Here is a 19,552-nt window from a genome sequence, read left to right as displayed (position 1 = left end):
GCGTTTGGTTCGGGAGCGGCAGAACACCTACGCTCCTATGCCCGCCATGGATGGGGAAGTGCTGGATTTCATTCCACTGCGGTCTTTTCAGGCGCTTGCAGATTGTTGAGGCGGGCGTAAAGGCCATCCTCGCGTTTGGCAAGTTCCTGATGGGTGCCTTCTTCGACTGCCCGGCCTTCATGCATGACGATGATCTTGTCGGCATTGACGACCGTCGACAGGCGATGGGCGATGACGACGACGGTTCGCCCATGCATGGCCGAATCGAGCGCCCTTTGCACGGCGGCTTCGGATTCGTTGTCGAGCGCCGAGGTGGCTTCGTCGAGAAGAAGGATCGGCGCGTTGCGCACGAGTGCGCGTGCGATCGACAAGCGTTGCCGTTGGCCGCCGGAGAGGGTCATGCCGTTTTCGCCGACCGGCGTTTCGTAACCTGCCGGCTGCATGAGGATGAACTCATGGGCATGGGCGAGGCGAGCGGCTTCCTCCACTTCGGCGTCGGTCGCTTCGGGTCGTCCATAGCGGATGTTGTCGCGGATCGTTCCTTCGAACAGATAGGGCTGCTGCGTGACATAGGCGAGGCTGTGACGCAGCGACGCCTTGGTCACATGGGCGATATCCTGTCCGTCGATCAGGATCTGGCCTTCGGCCGGATCGTAGAAACGCGGGATCAGCGAGATGATCGTCGACTTGCCGGCGCCCGACGGGCCGACCAGGGCGGTGGTTTTGCCGCCTTCCGCGATGAGGTCTACCCCCTTGAGGATCGGCTGGCCGCTGCCATAGGCGAACATGACGCCCTTCAGTTCGATCTGCGCCTTGGTGACGACAAGGTCGGGTGCGTTCGGATTTTCCCGCTGCAATGGCTGCATGTCGAGCAGGTTGTAGATCATCCGGGCGTTGATGACGGATCGTTCGAGCTGCACCTGCATCCTGGCAAGCCGGCGGGCGGGGTCGTAGGCCATCAGCAAGGCCGTGATGAAGGCGAAGAAGGCGCCGGGGGCAACATTGTCATAGATCGAACGGAAGGCGGCATAACCGATCACGCTGGAGATCGCCACGCCGGCAAAGGTCTCGGTGAGCGGCGCGGTGCGTTCGGACAGGCGGGCAATCCGGTTGCTCTGTCTTTCGGACGTTTCGATAATACGCCGGACCTTCTGCTCCAGCTGTTGTTCCATGGTGAACGCTTTGACGACGGTGATGCCCTGGATCGTTTCCTGCATGGCGCCCAGCACCTTGCTGCTCACCTCGACGGCTTCGCGTGTCACGCTGCGCAGCCGCTGTGATAGGTAGCGGATCGCAAGAACGAGCGGCGGTGCCACGGCAAACACGATCAGCGAGAGAACCCAGTCCTTGGAAATCATCACGATGATCAACGACGCCAGCGTCAGCAGATCGCGCGCCGTCGAAGTGACCACAAGGTTGAGCACGTCCCTTATGCCGCCGATATTCTGGCCGATCTGCCCGGCGAGTTGGGCTGATCGCGATTCCGCGAAAAAGCCGACCGAAAGCTTCATGATATGCGAATAGAGGCGTTGCTGGTAACGGGCGACGATATTGTTGCCGATCTTGGAGAGCGTCACCGCCTGCCCGTAGGTCGCCAGACCGCGAATGACGAAGGCTGCGAAGATCGCAAAGCAGATGACGAGCACCATGTCGGCGCGTTTGTTGGCAAAAGCCTCGTTGACAACCGATTCCATGATCCACGCCGTGAAGGCGGTGGACATGGCTGTCGCCACCAGACAGAAGATCGCAAAGGCATAACCGCGCAGATGATCCCTGCCGTTTTCGGCGATCACCCGCTTGAGGACGCTGGTCACAGCGCCCGAATCCAGGTGGTTCTTCCTGCTTTTTTTGCCGTTCAATTGGGCTCCCGCTCGCCGCACCCGACGATTAAGTTCTCACATGTGCGGCGTATTAAACGCTTGGGAAGCACTTTGCCAACCACGCAAATACGATTCTGAAGACCCGTGGCCCGATTGCATGAAGGCGGAAGTGTCAAACGGCATTGAATATTGGCTCTAATTGACTGTTGATGGTGTTCAACCGCCGGCCGCCATTGCTTTCACATACGGCTCCGCACGGTGCTGAAACCCACTCCGCTCTTCCAGCTTCCGATACCGTGGGATGCGTTGGCAAGAACGATGGTCGTCAAAGGCCTCTTTCTCGAAAACAGAAGCGTCGAACATGGGGAAATGACAGTGGCTATCCAGGATTTTGACATCAAAGTATTTCTCGGCTAGGTGGCGATATGGCTTACAAGGAAGCAGGCATGAACGCGAGAATATTGGTAACAGGTGGAGCTGGATTTCTCGGCTCACACCTCGTTGAGCGCCTGCTTGATCGAGGAGACGAGGTACTTTGTGTCGACAACTTCTTTACGGGTACTCGCGGGAATGTTGAGCATCTGATCGGCCATCCACGGTTCGAACTGATGCGCCATGACGTCTGTTTTCCGCTCTATGTCGAGGTTGACGAAATCTACAACCTTGCGTGCCCCGCATCTCCCGTTCACTATCAGCACGATCCTGTCCAGACGACCAAGACCTCCGTCCACGGCGCCATCAACATGCTTGGGCTTGCAAAGCGAGTGCGGGCAAAGATTTTGCAGGCCTCGACCTCCGAGGTTTATGGAGATCCCAGCATCCATCCCCAGGTCGAAGAATACTGGGGCAACGTCAACCCGATCGGTATTCGTTCCTGCTATGACGAAGGCAAGCGCTGCGCTGAGACGCTGTTCTTCGATTACCACCGCCAGCACAAGCTGCGAACGAAAGTGGTGCGTATTTTTAATACCTACGGGCCGCGTATGCATCCAAATGACGGCCGTGTCGTATCCAACTTCATTGTCCAGGCGCTCAAGGGAGACGACATCACCATTTTCGGTCAGGGCGAGCAGACGCGCTCGTTCTGCTATCGCGACGATCTTGTGGAAGCTATGCTAAGGATGATGGCGACCGGAGACGATGTTGTCGGCCCGTTCAACATCGGGAATCCGAACGAGTTCACAATACGCGGTCTGGCGGACCTTGTACTGGAGCTGACAGGATCAAGATCGAAGTTGGTATTCAGGCCGTTGCCTTCTGACGACCCGATCCAGCGTCAACCAGACATTTCCAAGGCGAAGCAGTTTCTCGACTGGCAGCCGACGGTCGAACTGCGGGCGGGACTTGAGAAGACCATCGCCTATTTTGATGAACTACTTAGAAGCGCCAAAGTCCCATTGGATGACGAGGTGCGATGAGCTTGCCACCTCCGCGCCAATACTGATTGTCTGAGGATTTAATGTTTTATCAATTTGCCCGGCCGCAAGATGAAACAGTCTCAACGATGGGGGAGCCCACGGTGGCTACCCGCGCTCTGCCAAGGAACTTCGAGGAAAAAGACGCCGGTCTATTCAAGCCTAATCTAAGCTACGATGTCCCTGCAAGCCAGATTCTGCAGCTTGAGAACATCACGGCACGTGCCAATGGCTGGCTTTATCAAGGCCATACTTTGTTGAAGGAAAGCTTCGCCGGTGACCGCCAGCTTAGCGTTATGCGGCGTCTGAAGTCGCTCGGAAAGTTATATCGGCTACCCGTCGAACGCATTTCCAAAGGCGCCTGGATCACAGACAACTGGAGCAGGAATTATTTTCACTGGCTAACGGATGCGATGCCAAGGCTCCACCTGGCGATGGAGCAGGATCGCGACCTCCACCTGATCCTGCCCTTCTCCTTCCAATTCGTTCCCTTTGTCGAGCAGTCGCTCTTGCCCTTCCGCCTTGGTTCCACGACGTTTATTCCGGAAGGCAAGACTTTCACCATTGAGAAGCTGGCGCTTCCGGCCCATGCCGCCGCAACTGGCAATTACAACGAGCGTTTAATCAGATCTGTTGCGGAGAGATATCGCCTGGCCTTTGGTACCGAGCGAAAACCGGATCGGCGTATCTATATCAGCCGCAGCAAGGCACCGGTCAGAAGGGTGCTAAATGAAGACGAAATCGTACCGGTTCTCTCCAGGCATGGTTTTGAGATAATCCATGGCGAGAGCTTGTCTTTCTCTGAGCAGGTGCGGCTTCTGAGCGAATGCACCATGGTTGCTGGCCCGCATGGTGCAGGCTTCGTCAACATGTTGTTCATGGCGCCGGGCGGCTCGATCCTTGAAATTCATCCGCGGGATACGAAGACCAATAATTGCTACTTCACGCTCGCCTCAGCGTTGTCGCATCCTTACCACTACATGCTGGCGGACACTGCTTCCACGCATTTGGAATCCCACCATGACAACATGACTGTCGATCCCGGAGAGCTCGACAGAAATCTCGAATGTATGTGTTCCATGGCACGTGGTTTTGTCTGAAGAAGACAAATTACATAGCCCATAGATTTCCGGAGCGGTCGGCCCAATCGAAACTTTCAGCGTTCCAATAAACGGCCTGATGAGCCACTCGACGATGACCTCCAGGATCCGCGGCGTTCGTGAGTACTGCATTCTCTAGTATTACGGTTTCCACCGGATTGGCTTCACAGGTCTCAAGGTGGAAGATATGAAAGTTGAGATTGCCAGCGAGCCGATTGTTCGGCTTCCTGTGCCTTATTCGGAGCAAGGAAATAGCGTGTCCAGCAAAGTGAGTTTCTCGAGGCTGTTCCGATCAATCGCCGAAGAGATTTTCGACATCAGATTCCTGCTTCGGTCCGGTTCAGGGCTGAAAATCGTTCTCAAATACATGAAGTTCCGCAGAAAGCGGCGCAGCATCGAGAAGAAATATAAGCCCGCCACGAAGGCCTTCGTGGCGTCCGAAATGAAGGGCCTGCAGCTTAGCAATGACTGGTTCGTCGGCCATCTTCCAATCTGGATGTGGTTGTTCGATCGCTTCGATCTCCGGAACAGAGCCGACCTGAAGGCGCTCGAGATTGGCAGTTGGGAAGGCATGTCCGCTTATTTCTTCCTTGAGATCCTGCCGAACGCGATGTTGACCTGCGTGGATACCTGGGCTGGTTCCGATGAACACGACAAGGAGGCGATGTCGGCCGTCGAGGGCCGGTTCAATGCGAACCTTGTAGGTCATGCCGAAAGAATGACCAAGTTCAAGGGAACATCCAACGCTTACTTCATGGAGAAGCCAAAGGACCTTGCGTTCGACTTCATTTACGTCGACGGCTCGCATCTCGCGGACGACGTGATGATGGATGCCGTGAACGGCTTTGCGGCACTCAAGCCTGGCGGAATAATGGTATTCGACGACTATATCTGGAGCTATTATGCCGACGCGAACGACAATCCGGCGAATGCGGTCCACCGCTTCCTGGAAATGAAGAGGGGAAGGTTTGAACTTGTCTACCTTTTCCAGCAGGTCATCATCCGCAAGACTTCAGTATGACGTCTCGGTTCATGAATGTCTCGGGCATCTGGAGTAGCCGCGTTATTAGGTACTGTCAGCTGCCGGCAACTTCAGATCCAGGTGATATCTAACGGTTCTTTTCAGGCGCTTGCAGATTGTTGAGGCGGGCGTAAAGGCCATCCTCGCGTTTGGCAAGTTCCTGATGGGTGCCTTCTTCGACTGCCCGGCCTTCATGCATGACGATGATCTTGTCGGCATTGACGACCGTCGACAGGCGATGGGCGATGACGACGACGGTTCGCCCATGCATGGCCGAATCGAGCGCCCTTTGCACGGCGGCTTCGGATTCGTTGTCGAGCGCCGAGGTGGCTTCGTCGAGAAGAAGGATCGGCGCGTTGCGCACGAGTGCGCGTGCGATCGACAAGCGTTGCCGTTGGCCGCCGGAGAGGGTCATGCCGTTTTCGCCGACCGGCGTTTCGTAACCTGCCGGCTGCATGAGGATGAACTCATGGGCATGGGCGAGGCGAGCGGCTTCCTCCACTTCGGCGTCGGTCGCTTCGGGTCGTCCATAGCGGATGTTGTCGCGGATCGTTCCTTCGAACAGATAGGGCTGCTGCGTGACATAGGCGAGGCTGTGACGCAGCGACGCCTTGGTCACATGGGCGATATCCTGTCCGTCGATCAGGATCTGGCCTTCGGCCGGATCGTAGAAACGCGGGATCAGCGAGATGATCGTCGACTTGCCGGCGCCCGACGGGCCGACCAGGGCGGTGGTTTTGCCGCCTTCCGCGATGAGGTCTACCCCCTTGAGGATCGGCTGGCCGCTGCCATAGGCGAACATGACGCCCTTCAGTTCGATCTGCGCCTTGGTGACGACAAGGTCGGGTGCGTTCGGATTTTCCCGCTGCAATGGCTGCATGTCGAGCAGGTTGTAGATCATCCGGGCGTTGATGACGGATCGTTCGAGCTGCACCTGCATCCTGGCAAGCCGGCGGGCGGGGTCGTAGGCCATCAGCAAGGCCGTGATGAAGGCGAAGAAGGCGCCGGGGGCAACATTGTCATAGATCGAACGGAAGGCGGCATAACCGATCACGCTGGAGATCGCCACGCCGGCAAAGGTCTCGGTGAGCGGCGCGGTGCGTTCGGACAGGCGGGCAATCCGGTTGCTCTGTCTTTCGGACGTTTCGATAATACGCCGGACCTTCTGCTCCAGCTGTTGTTCCATGGTGAACGCTTTGACGACGGTGATGCCCTGGATCGTTTCCTGCATGGCGCCCAGCACCTTGCTGCTCACCTCGACGGCTTCGCGTGTCACGCTGCGCAGCCGCTGTGATAGGTAGCGGATCGCAAGAACGAGCGGCGGTGCCACGGCAAACACGATCAGCGAGAGAACCCAGTCCTTGGAAATCATCACGATGATCAACGACGCCAGCGTCAGCAGATCGCGCGCCGTCGAAGTGACCACAAGGTTGAGCACGTCCCTTATGCCGCCGATATTCTGGCCGATCTGCCCGGCGAGTTGGGCTGATCGCGATTCCGCGAAAAAGCCGACCGAAAGCTTCATGATATGCGAATAGAGGCGTTGCTGGTAACGGGCGACGATATTGTTGCCGATCTTGGAGAGCGTCACCGCCTGCCCGTAGGTCGCCAGACCGCGAATGACGAAGGCTGCGAAGATCGCAAAGCAGATGACGAGCACCATGTCGGCGCGTTTGTTGGCAAAAGCCTCGTTGACAACCGATTCCATGATCCACGCCGTGAAGGCGGTGGACATGGCTGTCGCCACCAGACAGAAGATCGCAAAGGCATAACCGCGCAGATGATCCCTGCCGTTTTCGGCGATCACCCGCTTGAGGACGCTGGTCACAGCGCCCGAATCCAGGTGGTTCTTCCTGCTTTTTTTGCCGTTCAATTGGGCTCCCGCTCGCCGCACCCGACGATTAAGTTCTCACATGTGCGGCGTATTAAACGCTTGGGAAGCACTTTGCCAACCACGCAAATACGAGTCTGCATGGCAGTTGCACGCGTGCATGGGCGGGAAAAGTGCCTATCCGTCGCCGCGACTCGCCGTCCTGGCGCATCTGGGGTAAGTTTATTCGACAATCCGCCGGGGAGGAGGGTGAGGGGTGGGAAATGGTCGCGCGGGCGATCTGGCTGGGTCGGGCATTATAACTGACAAACCTTTCGTGCGTCGCACGGACAGGTGTCGGGTACGGCAACTAGGTCCAGCACCGAACTGAAACTCGCCGAGATAAGGCATGAAGCCACGGGCTGTGGTCCCATCACCAAAGCAACCGAGTCGAGCCGATTGGCAATATTCGGCCCAAGTCAGGCAGGCTCCTTTTCTCTGAACCCTGGCCTGACTATTGCCAAAACGGTAATACTATACGCGCGGGCAGCCGGGGGCCTTAGAGATCATGACGGAATCCGGACGATTGCGGGCTCCGCCGCGTTTGCCATACCCGTCAATATAATAGTAGTTGCGGTTCTCGGTATTGATGTACGGGTCGTTCAGATATCGTGAGGCGGCGGCCACAGCTTCCCGCGGGCCGCAGCCTGAACGCTCATAGCGGCGTTCCTCGCGGCGCTCGTATCTCCGGTCATCATAGTAACGGCGCTCCATCCGAGGGCCGCGCTCTCCGAATTCGAATTCGAATCCTTGGGCACTGGCAGGCGCCGGTTGAATGCCTACCCCGACAAGCACGGTCGACATGCCGGCCAACAGCCCGATTAGTTTCGCTCTCATTGTTTTTCTCCCAGCAATGGTAATGCGCCAAATTAGCAGACTTAAAATGAACGGCAGCATAACAAGTTCCCCCGGCCTCCCCGATCGTCGCCCTTGAGGCAAGGCCTAAATATCGGGAAATTTCTATGAACAGACAAAAAGCCCCTCACTGTATTTGCAAGCCCTATCACGTCTTCTTCCATCCCGACTAAGAGCCCCGAGGGAAGCGTCTCGCAAATCGAGCCCCTTGAAAGCACGAAAGCGGTGCTTTATGCTGTCGACATGGCTCAGACTCATCACACATCGGTACTTCGCTACGACCTTGCGCCAGACAGCGACGCTCGACAGGCCCTTGAGGAGACATTTGCCGCCTACGCGACCATGTTCTCGATGCTCGATGAACTGGCATCGGAAAAGGCCGGTGCAAATCTCGTCACGTTGCATGAACTGGCCTACGAAACTGTCCGGGACTGCACCGGATTGCCCGCCCGGCTGGTGACGCTGGGCCTGCGCGATTTCGCCTCCAACCGTAGCCGCGTGTGGGCTGCGGAGCGGCTGCCGCTGGATGACAAGCTGTTTGCCATCAAGGGACCGGCCGACCTGACGATCGCCACCGTGCGCGGCCGTGTCGCCGTCCCCTACGATGTCGCCGGATATTCACGCGGCACGCTCAATATCTTCAATGCCCAGTTGGTGGCCCATGGCGGCCGCTATCAGATCCATATCGGCGTCAACCCGCATGCCGATCGAACGGAGGAGCATCTGATGACGAGCGAAAGCATTTTGTCACGCATGGGGCGGTTGATCGCCAGCCTAGCAAACTCTGTCATCGACAAGGCCGAGGATACCAACAGGGTCGCGATCGTAGAACAGGCGCTGCGAGAGATCGATGCCGCGGCGGATGAAGCGCGCACCGACATTGGCAAGGCGCGCGCCGAAGAATACCGCATTCTCACCCGCCGTAACGAAATCGGCAGCGACATGGCGATGCTGGAGGACAAGATCGGCACGGCGATTTCCGCCGGCAGGGATGATCTCGCCAAGGCGGGGGTCGCACGCCAGATTGACCTGGAATCGCAGCTGGCGGCACTGGACAAGGCACTGGCCGATGTGCGCGTCAATCTCGATGAGGGCCAGCAGGCCTTGCAGGCCGTGCTTGCCACTCGTCGCGAAGCCGAGCAACGGCTGGCCGAACTGAAGCGCAGCCTTGAAAGATTTCCGGAAGGCAGGGCACCAGGCAAAAAGCGCAATCCGGCCGATGGCGCGGCACGCGCAGCTTCCGCCATATCACGTGTTACCGGCGTGCCATCCGGAACAGGCGATGGCAGCGTCGAGCTGGATGAACTGGACCGGCTGCACCGTGAACGCGCCATCGAGGCGCGACTTGCTCAGTTCAAGACCAGACAGAAATAGCGCCGATGCACCTTTTCCTCGCTCCCGAATGCCTGCCTTTCGCCATCGCGACGGTGATGCTGGCCGCGCTGACCTGCCTGGAAGTGGCAGGCCTGTTGCTCGGCTTTTCGCTTGGAGACGTGATCGACAAGGCATGGCCAAGCGACCATGACGGCATTTCCGGGCTGATGTCCTGGCTCAACGTCGGTGGCGTGCCCATCCTCATCCTGTTCATGCTGCTGCTCGGTCTTTTTGCGATGGGGGGCTTTGTTCTGCAAGCCGTGGCCTATGCCGTCTGGATGCCGTTGCCCGCCCTCGTGGCGTCGATTCCGGCTGCGGTTCTGGCGCTGCCGGCCACCCGCCTGTCCAGCCGGCAGGTGGCACGCATCGTGCCGCGCGACGAGACCTATGCCGTCGATCTTTCCGAATTCATTGGCAGGGGAGGCCAAGTCACTGTCGGCCCGCTCGACCAGGGCCTGCCGGGTCGGGTGCGCATCAAAGACCAGCACGGCAATTGGCATGTGCTGCGTGCCAAGGCTGCGCCCAATGAGGCCCCGATACCGATCGGTGCACAGATCCTTATCGTCGATTGCGTTTCGAACATCTTCATTGCGATACCGGCGCCCTCGGACATGCTCACTCAGCCCGTCTCGTGACGCTGCCACCTCATCACATTAGGGAGCAACCATGATTTACGACCTTCTTCTACCCGCTGCGATCGGCGTCGTGCTGTTCCTCGGCATCGGTTTCGTTCTTGCCTCGCTTTATACCCGTTCCAGCCGGGACGAAGCCTATGTGCGCACCGGGCTCGGCGGCCAGAAAGTGGTATTGGACGGCGGCTCGATTGTCCTGCCGATCTTCCATTCCATAGCCCGCGTCAACCTGAAAACCCTGCGGCTGGAAGTTCGGCGCGGCGAGGGCGATGCGCTGATCACCAAGGATCGCATGCGCGTCGATATCGGCGCCGAATTTTATGTCCGTGTGAAGCCGGACGCTTCCTCCATCGCGCTCGCCGCCCAGACGCTTGGCGACCGCACCAATGATGCCGAACAGCTGCGCGTGCTGATCGAGGCGAAATTCGTCGATGGCCTGCGCTCGGTCGCAGCCACCATGAGCCTCGACGCATTGCAGGAACAACGCATGGATTTCGTCAAGGCGGTGCAGGAAGCCGTCGGCGCCGACCTCCAGTCGAACGGTCTCGAACTCGAATCGGTCTCGCTGACCCGGCTCGACCAGACCGACATCAAGCATTTCAACGCCAACAACTTCTTCGACGCTCATGGTCTTGCTGCGCTGACCCGCATCACCGAGGGCCGCAAGAAGGAACGCAACGAAATCGTTCGCGACACCGAAGTGGCGATCGCCCAGAAGGACCTTGAGGCTCGGCAGCAGTCGCTGACGATCGAGCGCACCAAGCGCGAGGCCGAACTCAACCAGGAACGCGACGTCGCCAACAAGTCTGCCGCCACGCGCGCCGAAACCGCACAGCAGGAACAGGCCGCCAAGCGCGCCGAGGAAGAGGCTCGGATTGGCGCCGAACAGGCAATCGCCGAGCGCGAAGCGCTCGCAAAGCAGGCACGTGAAAGCGCCAATATCGATGCGACACGGGCCGTGCAGCAGCGTGATACAGAGGCCCGGCGCGACCTGCAGATCGTTTCTCAGGAAAGCGCCATCGCGGTTGCCAACAAGAGCCGCGAGGAATCGGAGGCAAAGGCAAACGCTGAGCACGCACGCGCGTTGGCAATCGCTGCCGAGGAAAAGGTCGCCACCGCCAAGGCTGTCGAAATTGCCGAGCGTGAGCGCCAGATCGCCGTGATCGACGCCCGCAAGAAGGCCGAAACAGAAGCGACGGCCGTGACCGTCGGCGCCGAGGCGGAAAAGCAGGCCGCCGTCGACAAGGCCGACGCCATCAAGACGCTCGCCGTCGCCGAAGCAGATGCGGCGATCATCAAGGCAAAGGGCGTGCTGGAAACTGGCAAGGCGGCCGCCGAAAGCGAGGCACTGCTGAACGAGGCCCGCAACCGGTTGAGCCCGGCGATCATCGAATTCGAGATACTGCGCGAGCGCATCCGCATCATCCCGCAGGCATTGGCGGAAGCCGTCAAACCGATCGAGAAGATCTCCGACATCCGCATTTTCGACACCGGCGGCATGCTGGGGCGCGGCGGCGATGGCACGGGCTCTACAAGCGGCATTGGACTGGGCGAGGGTCTCGCCGGACAGCTGCTGAGCTATCAGGCGAACAAGCCAATCCTCGACAAACTGCTCAAGGAAGCCGGTTTCGAAGGCAGCAACGCCGTGTCGTCACTGCTCGCAGATTTGCAGGCAGATCTGCCGAAGCCAGCGAAGGCAAATGATTCGCTGCCAAAAAATGCGCCGAGATCGGAGTAACGCTTGCGCGAAGGAAGCTCGCGTCCAACTCGGCGTCGCGAAACGTTTGCGACGGGCATTCAAAGAGGAATAGGGGTTTGCGTCTCTTTCGTTAGGGGAAATCTACCATCGATAAGAGGTACTTGTAGTCGCCCATCGTCCAACCGCTCTGGCTGCTGTCGATACGCGCGTGCCTCAAGCAGGCCTCGTCCATCAGCTGGCTGTTCCTGCATCTGGAGCGGTGGTCACGTCTGGCGAGGCCATCATGCAAATAGTCCCGAACGGTGCCGCTTTGGTGCTGGAAGTGGGGATGTCGTAGCAGGACATCGATCAGGTCGTGGTCGGGCAAGAGGTGACGCTCCGTTTCTCAGATTTCAGACAACGAACGACTGCAGACCTCAATGGCCATGTTGTCAAAGCGGCTACCGATTTGCTTACCGATCGACGTACCGGGCAAGGCTATTACAATGTGATGTGCATGTCCGGAACGTCGAATGGAGCCGCTTGGGCGATCTTTTGCCCTTAGCCGGGATGCCGGTAGGGGCCTTCATCCAGACGGGCGAACGGACTGCACTGGCATACCTACAAAGCCTCTGACCGACCAGATAGCTCGTGCATTTAAGGAGGATTGAGGTCCCTTCGGTGACTTTGCTTCGCTCCGAGATTACCGCCCCATTTCCCGTATGAGGGCATAACAGGCTAGATTCCGGAACCTGTGGTAGCATATTTTTAAATGACGTTTGCTAAATCCGGCCCGAATTTCGAGCTGGGAAGTCGCCATGGGAGATTTTGCGAAATCGGTCACGGAAGACGTAGCTGGTACATGGCGTCCGCCTGTCTTCTGGCGGATCTTCTTGATCGTCTACATCACGGCATTGGCAATGTCCGTGCTGGATATAGCAAACGGCCACATCTTGACGGGTGATATCGACGATCGGATGCGGGCAATCCAGATACGTCAGCTCCTTTCTCCGACCGGTCACTGGTGGAGCCTTGTGCTACCGGTCGTTTCCATGCCTGAACCCTATGTTTCTCCTTGGTCGCGACTGGTCGATCTACCATACGCTGCGATTAGTATCGCTCTGTCGCCGATGCTTGGCCATAACGATGCCACCTCCGGGTCATTCTTGATTTGGCCACCCCTGATGCTCGGCATTTACAGCATACTGGTCAGTGGAATTTTACAGCGCCTGACCGAATTCCACACGACGGCCGATCATCTGTTGCTGGTCGCAACAACTATTTCCATGACCCTGGCCGTGGGCGAATTTGCGCCGGGGCGAATCGATCATCACGGCATGCAGATCCTCGCCTTGATGACGATCGTGCTTGGCCTTGTCCGCTGGGACCGGTTCGGTGGCATTCTGATAGGACTGGGCAGCGTTACTTCTGTCGCGATAGCATTGGAGGGGCTGCCTTTGGTTGTCACCGCCTTTTCGGGACTGGTGATCTCATACCTGTGCAGAACCCGCGCATCACAACAAGTTCTCGCCGGAGCATCGGCATCTGTTTTACTTTGTACAGTGCCAGTGGCGCTTGTCCTGCTTGGCCCATCGGCTGCTATATCAACGCAATGCGACGCTTTTTCCGCTCCCTATATCTTCTTGCTCGTCGGATGCTCGGCCCCGCTGCTGTTGGTCACTACAGTTTTCCCCCGCATAACAGGGTGGGGGCAATTGACGATCATAGGTGTCGCCGGGGCGGCAGCGGTCGTTTTCGCTGCCTTGCTTTTCCCGCGATGTCTCGCAGGACCTTATGAAGTCATAGATCCCATTTCTCGTTCGCTATGGTTTGACCGTATCCTCCAGGAAAAACCGCTTTGGTCCGCGGTTGCGCACACGCCACCGGCCATCATCTGGTGGGTTGGGCTCGCGGGGTCTCTTTTGCTGGCTGCCGTGCCACCAATGCTAGGGCCTCGCGGCCGCGAGCAGCCCGGACGGCCACTCATCTTTGCTGTTGCTGCTGCAAGCCTTTTTCTCACGATTGGAATCGCCCGCTACGTCCGTTTCCCATTTGCCTTCATTCCGTTGTTCATGCCGATCGCCTATCACCATCTAAAGCAGGGGCAGGCAACGCCAGTTGCCTGGTGGCATACCCGCTCGATCTTTCTGGCGTCTCTTTTATTGCCGATCGCGGCCGCCCAATCAGCTAGCATGTTCATGCCATCGATAGAACCAAGCCGCGACGCGGCCGACTACATGGCGTTTGACGAGTGCCCGCACGGCGATTTCTCCGTACTCGGGAAGGTTACGCCGGGGCGAATTGTGGCACCACAAGGACTGTCCCTTCGACTGGCTGAAGGCATGTCCGACGGTTTTTCCGTCGCGGCAATTCCTTTCCATCGGGCGTCTCCTGGCATCAGACGGGCACTGAATTTTTTTATCTTGCCTGGTGCGCATGTCAGGCAACAAGCACTCGAGTCGTTCGACTATGTCGCAATCTGCCGTTTTCCGCTGAAACCGATGCCGGGCGACGCGCCTGTGTATACAGCGCTCGCAGGCGGCGAAGAATGGCCGGGTCTTGTGCGAGTACCAGACGATGCTTCCAACCCTTTCCAGCTTTTCCGGATTAACCACCCAGCGGTCCAATGATAGCTGCAAGAGTTGAGCGCGAGAACTTAAACCTTTGACTTCATAGCTCAATGGCACCCGGACGTGTCCAATCAAGATTGGAGTTTGTGATCACAAGCGGCACCTCCTATCCAAAATCCCCAAAGATTGACCTGCCACTGAACTTTCATCCAGCGGCGGTTAGAGCCTCGGCGGCTTTGAATATGCCAAATGGCGCGGTTTGAGCAACCGGCGGAAACGCGAAGCTTTCATCTTGCGCAGCGTTGGAACCGGTTGCGGCGATAGTCCCGGCATAGTCTGCCGGGGTCTGGTATCCGAGCGATGAGTGCGGCCGGAAATGGTTGTAATCGTCCGCCCATTCAGCAATGGCGCGGCGGGCATGATCGAGGCCGAAGGACAGGCTTTCGTTGAGCATGCGCCCGTTGAAACTCTCGACATAGCCAATTAGTGCCGGGCGGGGAAGCCATCGCAGGCAGTGCGGTTGCAGAGCCCGCGCCAGACGGAGCTCTCGAGGCAGTCGCCGACGAGCAGCCATCCATCATCGTCTAAGGGGTGGTAGACGATATGGCGGCCGGGTGTCGCGTATTTCTGGGCGCGTCCCAGGAGACCTTCCGGTTGACCACTCTTCGGCCGGAGAGAGCTCGCGCCAGGCGCGCTTGCCTTCGCCGCTCAAGGTCGCAGATGATCGTGCCATATCGATGATTGCGACGCCACGCCCAGTCATCGATGCCGCTAACGCTCGGCGGCGTTAGCGGCGGGCGATCATACCGACGAACGGTTCGAAGCAGCGTGTCATTGCTAACCGGAAACCCGAGACGATCTGCGAACCCGCGCTACCGGCCGACCGCACAATGCAAGAGCGAGAGGACGAATCGAAATGTCCAGGTGTGCTGTGTGGCGGGCCATCGGTCTCTGACGTTATCGAAACGCTCGGCGAAGATCTCGGCGGAAGGCCGGGCTCGCATGGCCGTGATTCTCCTCAGAAACCAGACCGGTAGAATCCAAAACCTCATCGAGGATGAGTAAGACCCTATTCTGGACACCGATTGATGCCGTGCCGCGAAAAAGAACAGCAATTCCACAACGTGCAGCGCAATTCTGAAAGGTCATGCGTTTTCGCAATTGGATAAAACCTCTCTCGTGGATGCATCAAACACGGAGAAAATCATGATCGGAAACTCTTTCCCGAATTCATCGAATACAAGCGAACATCTTTTCGCGCCACCGCAAGCGTTCCGGCGCAACGTGCTGATTGCCGGTCTTTCCGCTTCGGTTCTGGCGGCAATGCCCGCCGGCGCCGCAGCCAAGAGCACCACCTCCAAAAGCCGTCAGACCAACAAGGAAAGCAGTGACATGAACTACGTAACCACTCCCGATGGCGTCGAGATCTTCTACAAGGACTGGGGCCCAAAGACCGCTCAGCCGCTCGTCTTTCATCATGGCTGGCCGCTTTCCGCCGACGACTGGGACACCCAGATGCTTTTTTTCCTCGGCAAGGGATATCGTGTGATCGCCCACGACCGGCGGGGCCACGGCCGCTCGAGCCAGGTCAGCGACGGCCACGATATGGATCATTATGCGGCCGATTTTGCTGCAGTCGCCAAGCACCTCGATCTTCGCAACGCCATTCATATCGGGCACTCGACCGGTGGCGGTGAGGCCACGCGCTATGTCGCCAGGCACGGCCAGCCTGACGGACGCGTCGCAAAGCTGGTACTGATCGGCGCCGTGCCGCCGATCATGGTCAAGACCAAGGCAAATCCCGGCGGATTGCCGATCGAAGTCTTCGACGGCCTGCGTTCACAACTTGCCGCAAACCGCGGACAATTTTACCATGATCTCGCAAGCGGTCCCTTCTATGGCTTCAATCGGGAAGGCACCAAAAAGATCGAAACGATCGTCCAGAACTGGTGGCGCCAGTCGATGATGGGTGGTGCCAACGCGCAATATCTCGGCATCAGGGCGTTTTCGGAAACGGATTTCACCGAAGATCTCAAAAAGATCACCGTGCCGACGCTTGTGATGCATGGCGATGACGACCAGATCGTGCCGATCGCCGACTCTGCGCCGCTCTCGGCCAAGCTTCTAAAGGACTCCACCCTTAAGATCTATCCCAACCTGCCGCACGGGATGTGCACGACGCATGCCGAAATCATCAACGCCGACCTGCTCGCCTTTATCGAGCGGTAGTCGGCTGGGAAGCGGTGCTATCCGCCGCCAGCGCCGCTTCCCGGTTCTTTTTATGACATTTTCAAAAGCAAGCGGGCAGCGACTCCAGTTGAAAGAGTGACATTATAATTCCCGAGCTGACGCGGCCAATGCCGATGTTGGCGCCAGCAAATGCTTTGATTGTGAACGCTATCCCTGAGCACAGGATGTTTCCTCAGATAGTCGGCGTTAAGCACGGCATTTGCTAAGGACTGTCCATTCGCCGGAACAGATCGGCATACTCCAGTGGCCAATATCGTCAGCGGTAGCTGCATTCTATCTTCCTTTCACGTTCTCGACGACGAGTTCGCTGGAGGGATTGAAGCATGGCTCCTTTCAAATTTCAGGCGCTTCCTCCTGATGTGATGGCAGATGCCAGACCGCAGGAGGGACATGTGTCACCGGACCGCGAAATGGAGCGTGTCCTGCGCACTGCCCCGGTGGAATCCTTCCGTATCGACGATCCCTTTGATACCCGGCTCGCCCGATGGAAACACAACCCGTTCCACGACGTCGTGCACCCCATGTCGGATCACGTGATCATGACCTATCTCGGCGCTATGCAGCGGCTGGAGCGCCGGTCCGGGAAGGCATATGCGACAGGTATGGGACGCCAAGGCAGCATAACCTTCATCCCGGCAGGATCGACGTCACGTTGGGATATTCACGGCCCGATGGACATCGTGCAACTCTATCTCTCCCCGGATCTCCTGGATCGGGTTGCCCGGGAATGCCCCGGGGAAGGTCGATCGTTGGTCGAGAGTACAGCGCAGCAGGACAACGTGATGGCGACCCTGCTTACGATGGCGCATCAGTCGTCCAATGGTATCAGCAGCCTGGACGGGCTCTATCGCCAGCAGCTTGCAAGCCTGATCGCCATCCATCTGGTGAAAACCCATGCCGGCGTTTGCGAGGCGTTAGAAAAAGCCTCGGGCGGCCTGGCGCCGGGGATTTTGCGGATGTCGCTCGAGCGGCTGTCGTCTGAAAAGGAGGAGGATCTTTCGCTCGGCGCGCTCGCCGAAGCGGCCAACCTTTCCCGCTTTCACTTCTGCCGCGCGTTTAAGAAAAGCACCGGCATGACACCCTACGAATGGTTGCGCCAGAGGCGGATGGAACAGGCCATGGCCATGCTGCGGGATCCCATGATGCAGATCACGGATATCGCAGGCGTGCTGGGCTACGGGACCCTCACCGCCTTCTGTGTGGCCTTCAAGCGCCATACGGGCCTGACCCCCGGCGAATGGCGGCGGGCGGCCCTATAGACCGCAATCCCTCAACATTCCGAGCAACTCTGAAATGTCTTCGGCGTCTCCTTTGCGATATTCTTTGAAAATCGACAGTCACATTTAAGGAGAAGCAATGATCAAGAAACGTTAGTGACCCAATAGCGATTGTTCAAGTCAATGACATACCTCTCGTGAAGGCGTCTATGCTATTTATTTCCGAAAGTGATCAGACGTTACTTCTGTTATCGATGTAGCGCCATGATCCGGAATGGACCCCGTCACTGGAATACGAATGTAAACCCATAAGGAGAATGACATGCTGAGAGAAGCCACTCTCTACGCTCTGTCCGGACTGCTTGTTTCGTCGGCCCTCGTCGGAACGCCGGCCGATTTCGGAAAGGAGCATCGTGAACCTTCTGGACGGTCGGCGCTCACGACCGCTGCAGTCGCTTATAACTCTGGAAAACCGGACGTAATTCGTCCTCGCACGTCTCGCGACAACCGAAAACCGGGCGACGAAGACATCAACTAACTCCGCCCCGCAGTTCATGCAATCCACCGAAACATTCCGCAGGTGAGGTCGCAACCCAGCACCTCGGACAACTCTGAAGGAGATCAACCATGACAAACATCAAGACCGCTTTCGCGCTCGTACTGATTGCCGCAGCAGGCTCTGCCAGCGTTACCTACGCAGAGGGAGATTATTACGAAGGTGCCCAGAAGAATACCGTCAGGCAACAGTCCCGCCCGCCGGTTAGCCGGGACTATACCGGTTCGGTGTCGCACACAGCTCCTGTGTACGGCCGTCTCCTGGATGAGAAGGCCATCGATAGCGGCGATTATTATGAAGGAATCCAGCGTCCAAACTGACGAAGCATATTCGTCCGAAGCAGCCAACCCGTGGGGGTTGGCTGCTTCGATCCTTTAGGCCAGCGTCATGCCGCCATCGACATGCAATTCGACACCATTGACGAAGCTTCCCGCTGCCGAAGCGAGGAACAGTGCCGCGCGGGCGACTTCCTCCGGACGTCCCATCCGCCCAGCAGGGATAAGGGATGCCATGTAGTCCTCGAACGCCGGGCGATCGGCCTCCGAAACGCCCAGCTTGCCGAGGATGGCGGTTTCCACCGGTCCGGGGCTGAGGATATTGACGCGGATCTTCCGCGGCTTGAACTCGATCGCCCAGTTCTTCGCGAACGCGGCAACAGCCGCTTTGGAGCCGGCATAAACGATGTGATTTGGCAGGACCTTGGTGGCGGCGAGCGAGCTCGTAACGATGATGTTGCCGCCGACCCGGATCAGCGGGGCGATCGTTTGCACGCCAAGGAAAACACCGCGGGTATTGGTGGCAAAGTGCCGGTCGTAGTCCTCCAGTGTAACGGTGTCAGAGGAGGTAAGGTTGATGACGCCGGCATTAGCCACATAGATGTCCAGCCCGCCAAAGCGCGTCTTCACCACGTCCGCAAGCTTTTGATGATGCTCCGGATCGGTGACGTCGCCGACGAGGCCAAGTGCGCCATGGCCGATCTCGCCAACCGCCCGATCAACGATGTCCTGACGCCGGCCGGTGATAACGACCTGAGCGCCTTCCTCTGCGAACAGTCGGGCGGTTGCCTTACCGATACCGCTATTGCCGCCTGTGATTACGGCGACCTTGTCTGCAAGATGCTGCATTTTGTTTATCTCCTTTTCTTTCGAGGATGAGATAAATGCTAGCGGTGCGAGCTATTAGCCCCCTGTCGGG

The 19,552-nt window shown here is 58.1% G+C and carries 17 protein-coding genes and 2 pseudogenes; 13 read left to right on the top strand and 6 right to left on the bottom strand.

The annotated features are described in order from the left end of the window. Positions 1-68: 68 nt before the first annotated feature. Positions 69-1,814, bottom strand: a complete 1,746-nt coding sequence (locus MOV61_RS10830) for an ABC transporter ATP-binding protein (RefSeq protein ID WP_408962370.1) — start codon at positions 1,812-1,814, stop codon at positions 69-71. A gap of 431 nt (positions 1,815-2,245) precedes the next feature. On the opposite strand from MOV61_RS10830, the gene MOV61_RS10825 reads away from it, so the two are divergent. The 3 genes from MOV61_RS10825 (at position 2,246) to MOV61_RS10815 (ending at position 5,356) form a co-directional block, all read left to right on the top strand. Beyond that, positions 2,246-3,238, top strand: a complete 993-nt coding sequence (locus MOV61_RS10825; RefSeq protein ID WP_247136577.1) for a UDP-glucuronic acid decarboxylase family protein — start codon at positions 2,246-2,248, stop codon at positions 3,236-3,238. Between the two features lie 41 nt (positions 3,239-3,279). Continuing rightward, the gene (locus tag MOV61_RS10820; protein ID WP_247136576.1) at positions 3,280-4,335 is read left to right on the top strand and encodes a DUF563 domain-containing protein; all 1,056 of its coding nucleotides are present in this window, start codon (positions 3,280-3,282) and stop codon (positions 4,333-4,335) included. Between the two features lie 187 nt (positions 4,336-4,522). Next, entirely contained in the window at positions 4,523-5,356 is an 834-nt protein-coding gene (locus tag MOV61_RS10815; RefSeq protein WP_247136575.1) for a class I SAM-dependent methyltransferase, read from the top strand. Positions 5,357-5,444: 88 nt separating this feature from the next. Here the strand turns inward: MOV61_RS10815 and MOV61_RS10810 are convergent, their stop codons facing one another. Continuing rightward, a complete protein-coding gene (locus MOV61_RS10810) occupies positions 5,445-7,184 on the bottom strand; it encodes an ABC transporter ATP-binding protein (RefSeq protein ID WP_408962369.1) in 1,740 nt (579 codons plus the stop codon). Positions 7,185-7,700: 516 nt separating this feature from the next. Beyond that, positions 7,701-8,123, bottom strand: coding sequence for a hypothetical protein (locus MOV61_RS10805; RefSeq protein ID WP_247136573.1), 423 nt, complete (start codon positions 8,121-8,123; stop codon positions 7,701-7,703). A gap of 201 nt (positions 8,124-8,324) precedes the next feature. Here MOV61_RS10805 and MOV61_RS10800 point away from each other — a divergent pair, with 201 nt between their 5' ends. The 6 genes from MOV61_RS10800 (at position 8,325) to MOV61_RS10780 (ending at position 14,395) form a co-directional block, all read left to right on the top strand. Then, on the top strand, positions 8,325-9,455 hold the full coding sequence (locus MOV61_RS10800) for a PspA/IM30 family protein (protein WP_247136572.1): 1,131 nt from the start codon (positions 8,325-8,327) through the stop codon (positions 9,453-9,455). A 5-nt stretch (positions 9,456-9,460) separates the two neighbouring features. Then, positions 9,461-10,090 (top strand): OB-fold-containig protein, encoded by a 630-nt coding sequence (locus MOV61_RS10795; RefSeq protein ID WP_247136571.1) that lies wholly within the window; start codon positions 9,461-9,463, stop codon positions 10,088-10,090. Positions 10,091-10,121: 31 nt separating this feature from the next. Next, entirely contained in the window at positions 10,122-11,825 is a 1,704-nt protein-coding gene (locus MOV61_RS10790; RefSeq protein WP_247136570.1) for a flotillin family protein, read from the top strand. 169 nt (positions 11,826-11,994) lie between these two features. Next, the gene (locus tag MOV61_RS30575) at positions 11,995-12,123 is read left to right on the top strand and encodes a hypothetical protein (protein WP_408962368.1); all 129 of its coding nucleotides are present in this window, start codon (positions 11,995-11,997) and stop codon (positions 12,121-12,123) included. A gap of 18 nt (positions 12,124-12,141) precedes the next feature. After that, positions 12,142-12,330, top strand: coding sequence for a hypothetical protein (locus MOV61_RS30435; RefSeq protein WP_309493801.1), 189 nt, complete (start codon positions 12,142-12,144; stop codon positions 12,328-12,330). Between the two features lie 253 nt (positions 12,331-12,583). Further along, a complete protein-coding gene (locus MOV61_RS10780) occupies positions 12,584-14,395 on the top strand; it encodes a hypothetical protein (protein WP_247136569.1) in 1,812 nt (603 codons plus the stop codon). A 145-nt stretch (positions 14,396-14,540) separates the two neighbouring features. Here the strand turns inward: MOV61_RS10780 and MOV61_RS10775 are convergent. Together MOV61_RS10775 and MOV61_RS10770 are read right to left on the bottom strand one after the other, a co-directional pair. Then, a pseudogene (locus MOV61_RS10775) lies at positions 14,541-14,831 on the bottom strand (transposase); the annotation flags it as partial. Between the two features lie 202 nt (positions 14,832-15,033). Then, positions 15,034-15,192: pseudogene (locus MOV61_RS10770) on the bottom strand (ISL3 family transposase); the annotation flags it as partial. 535 nt (positions 15,193-15,727) lie between these two features. Between MOV61_RS10770 and MOV61_RS10765 the strand changes: the two are divergent. The 4 genes from MOV61_RS10765 to MOV61_RS10750 all read left to right on the top strand — a co-directional run bounded on the left by MOV61_RS10765 (position 15,728) and on the right by MOV61_RS10750 (position 18,678). Then, positions 15,728-16,564, top strand: coding sequence for an alpha/beta fold hydrolase (locus tag MOV61_RS10765; protein ID WP_247136590.1), 837 nt, complete (start codon positions 15,728-15,730; stop codon positions 16,562-16,564). Between the two features lie 344 nt (positions 16,565-16,908). Then, positions 16,909-17,844: an AraC family transcriptional regulator gene (locus MOV61_RS10760; RefSeq protein WP_247136568.1), complete on the top strand. Its 936-nt coding sequence runs from the start codon at positions 16,909-16,911 to the stop codon at positions 17,842-17,844. A 280-nt stretch (positions 17,845-18,124) separates the two neighbouring features. Next, complete coding sequence (locus MOV61_RS10755) at positions 18,125-18,340, top strand: hypothetical protein (RefSeq protein WP_247136567.1); 216 nt, start codon at positions 18,125-18,127, stop codon at positions 18,338-18,340. Between the two features lie 89 nt (positions 18,341-18,429). Further along, positions 18,430-18,678, top strand: coding sequence for a hypothetical protein (locus MOV61_RS10750; RefSeq protein WP_247136566.1), 249 nt, complete (start codon positions 18,430-18,432; stop codon positions 18,676-18,678). Between the two features lie 54 nt (positions 18,679-18,732). Here MOV61_RS10750 and MOV61_RS10745 read toward each other — a convergent pair whose 3' ends face one another. Further along, on the bottom strand, positions 18,733-19,482 hold the full coding sequence (locus MOV61_RS10745) for an SDR family NAD(P)-dependent oxidoreductase (protein WP_247136565.1): 750 nt from the start codon (positions 19,480-19,482) through the stop codon (positions 18,733-18,735). Positions 19,483-19,552 lie beyond the last annotated feature (70 nt).

The sequence above is a fragment of the Neorhizobium sp. BETTINA12A genome (genome assembly GCF_023006485.1).
Taxonomy (GTDB): domain Bacteria; phylum Pseudomonadota; class Alphaproteobacteria; order Rhizobiales; family Rhizobiaceae; genus Neorhizobium.
This window is presented reverse-complemented; position numbering and strand designations above follow the sequence as displayed.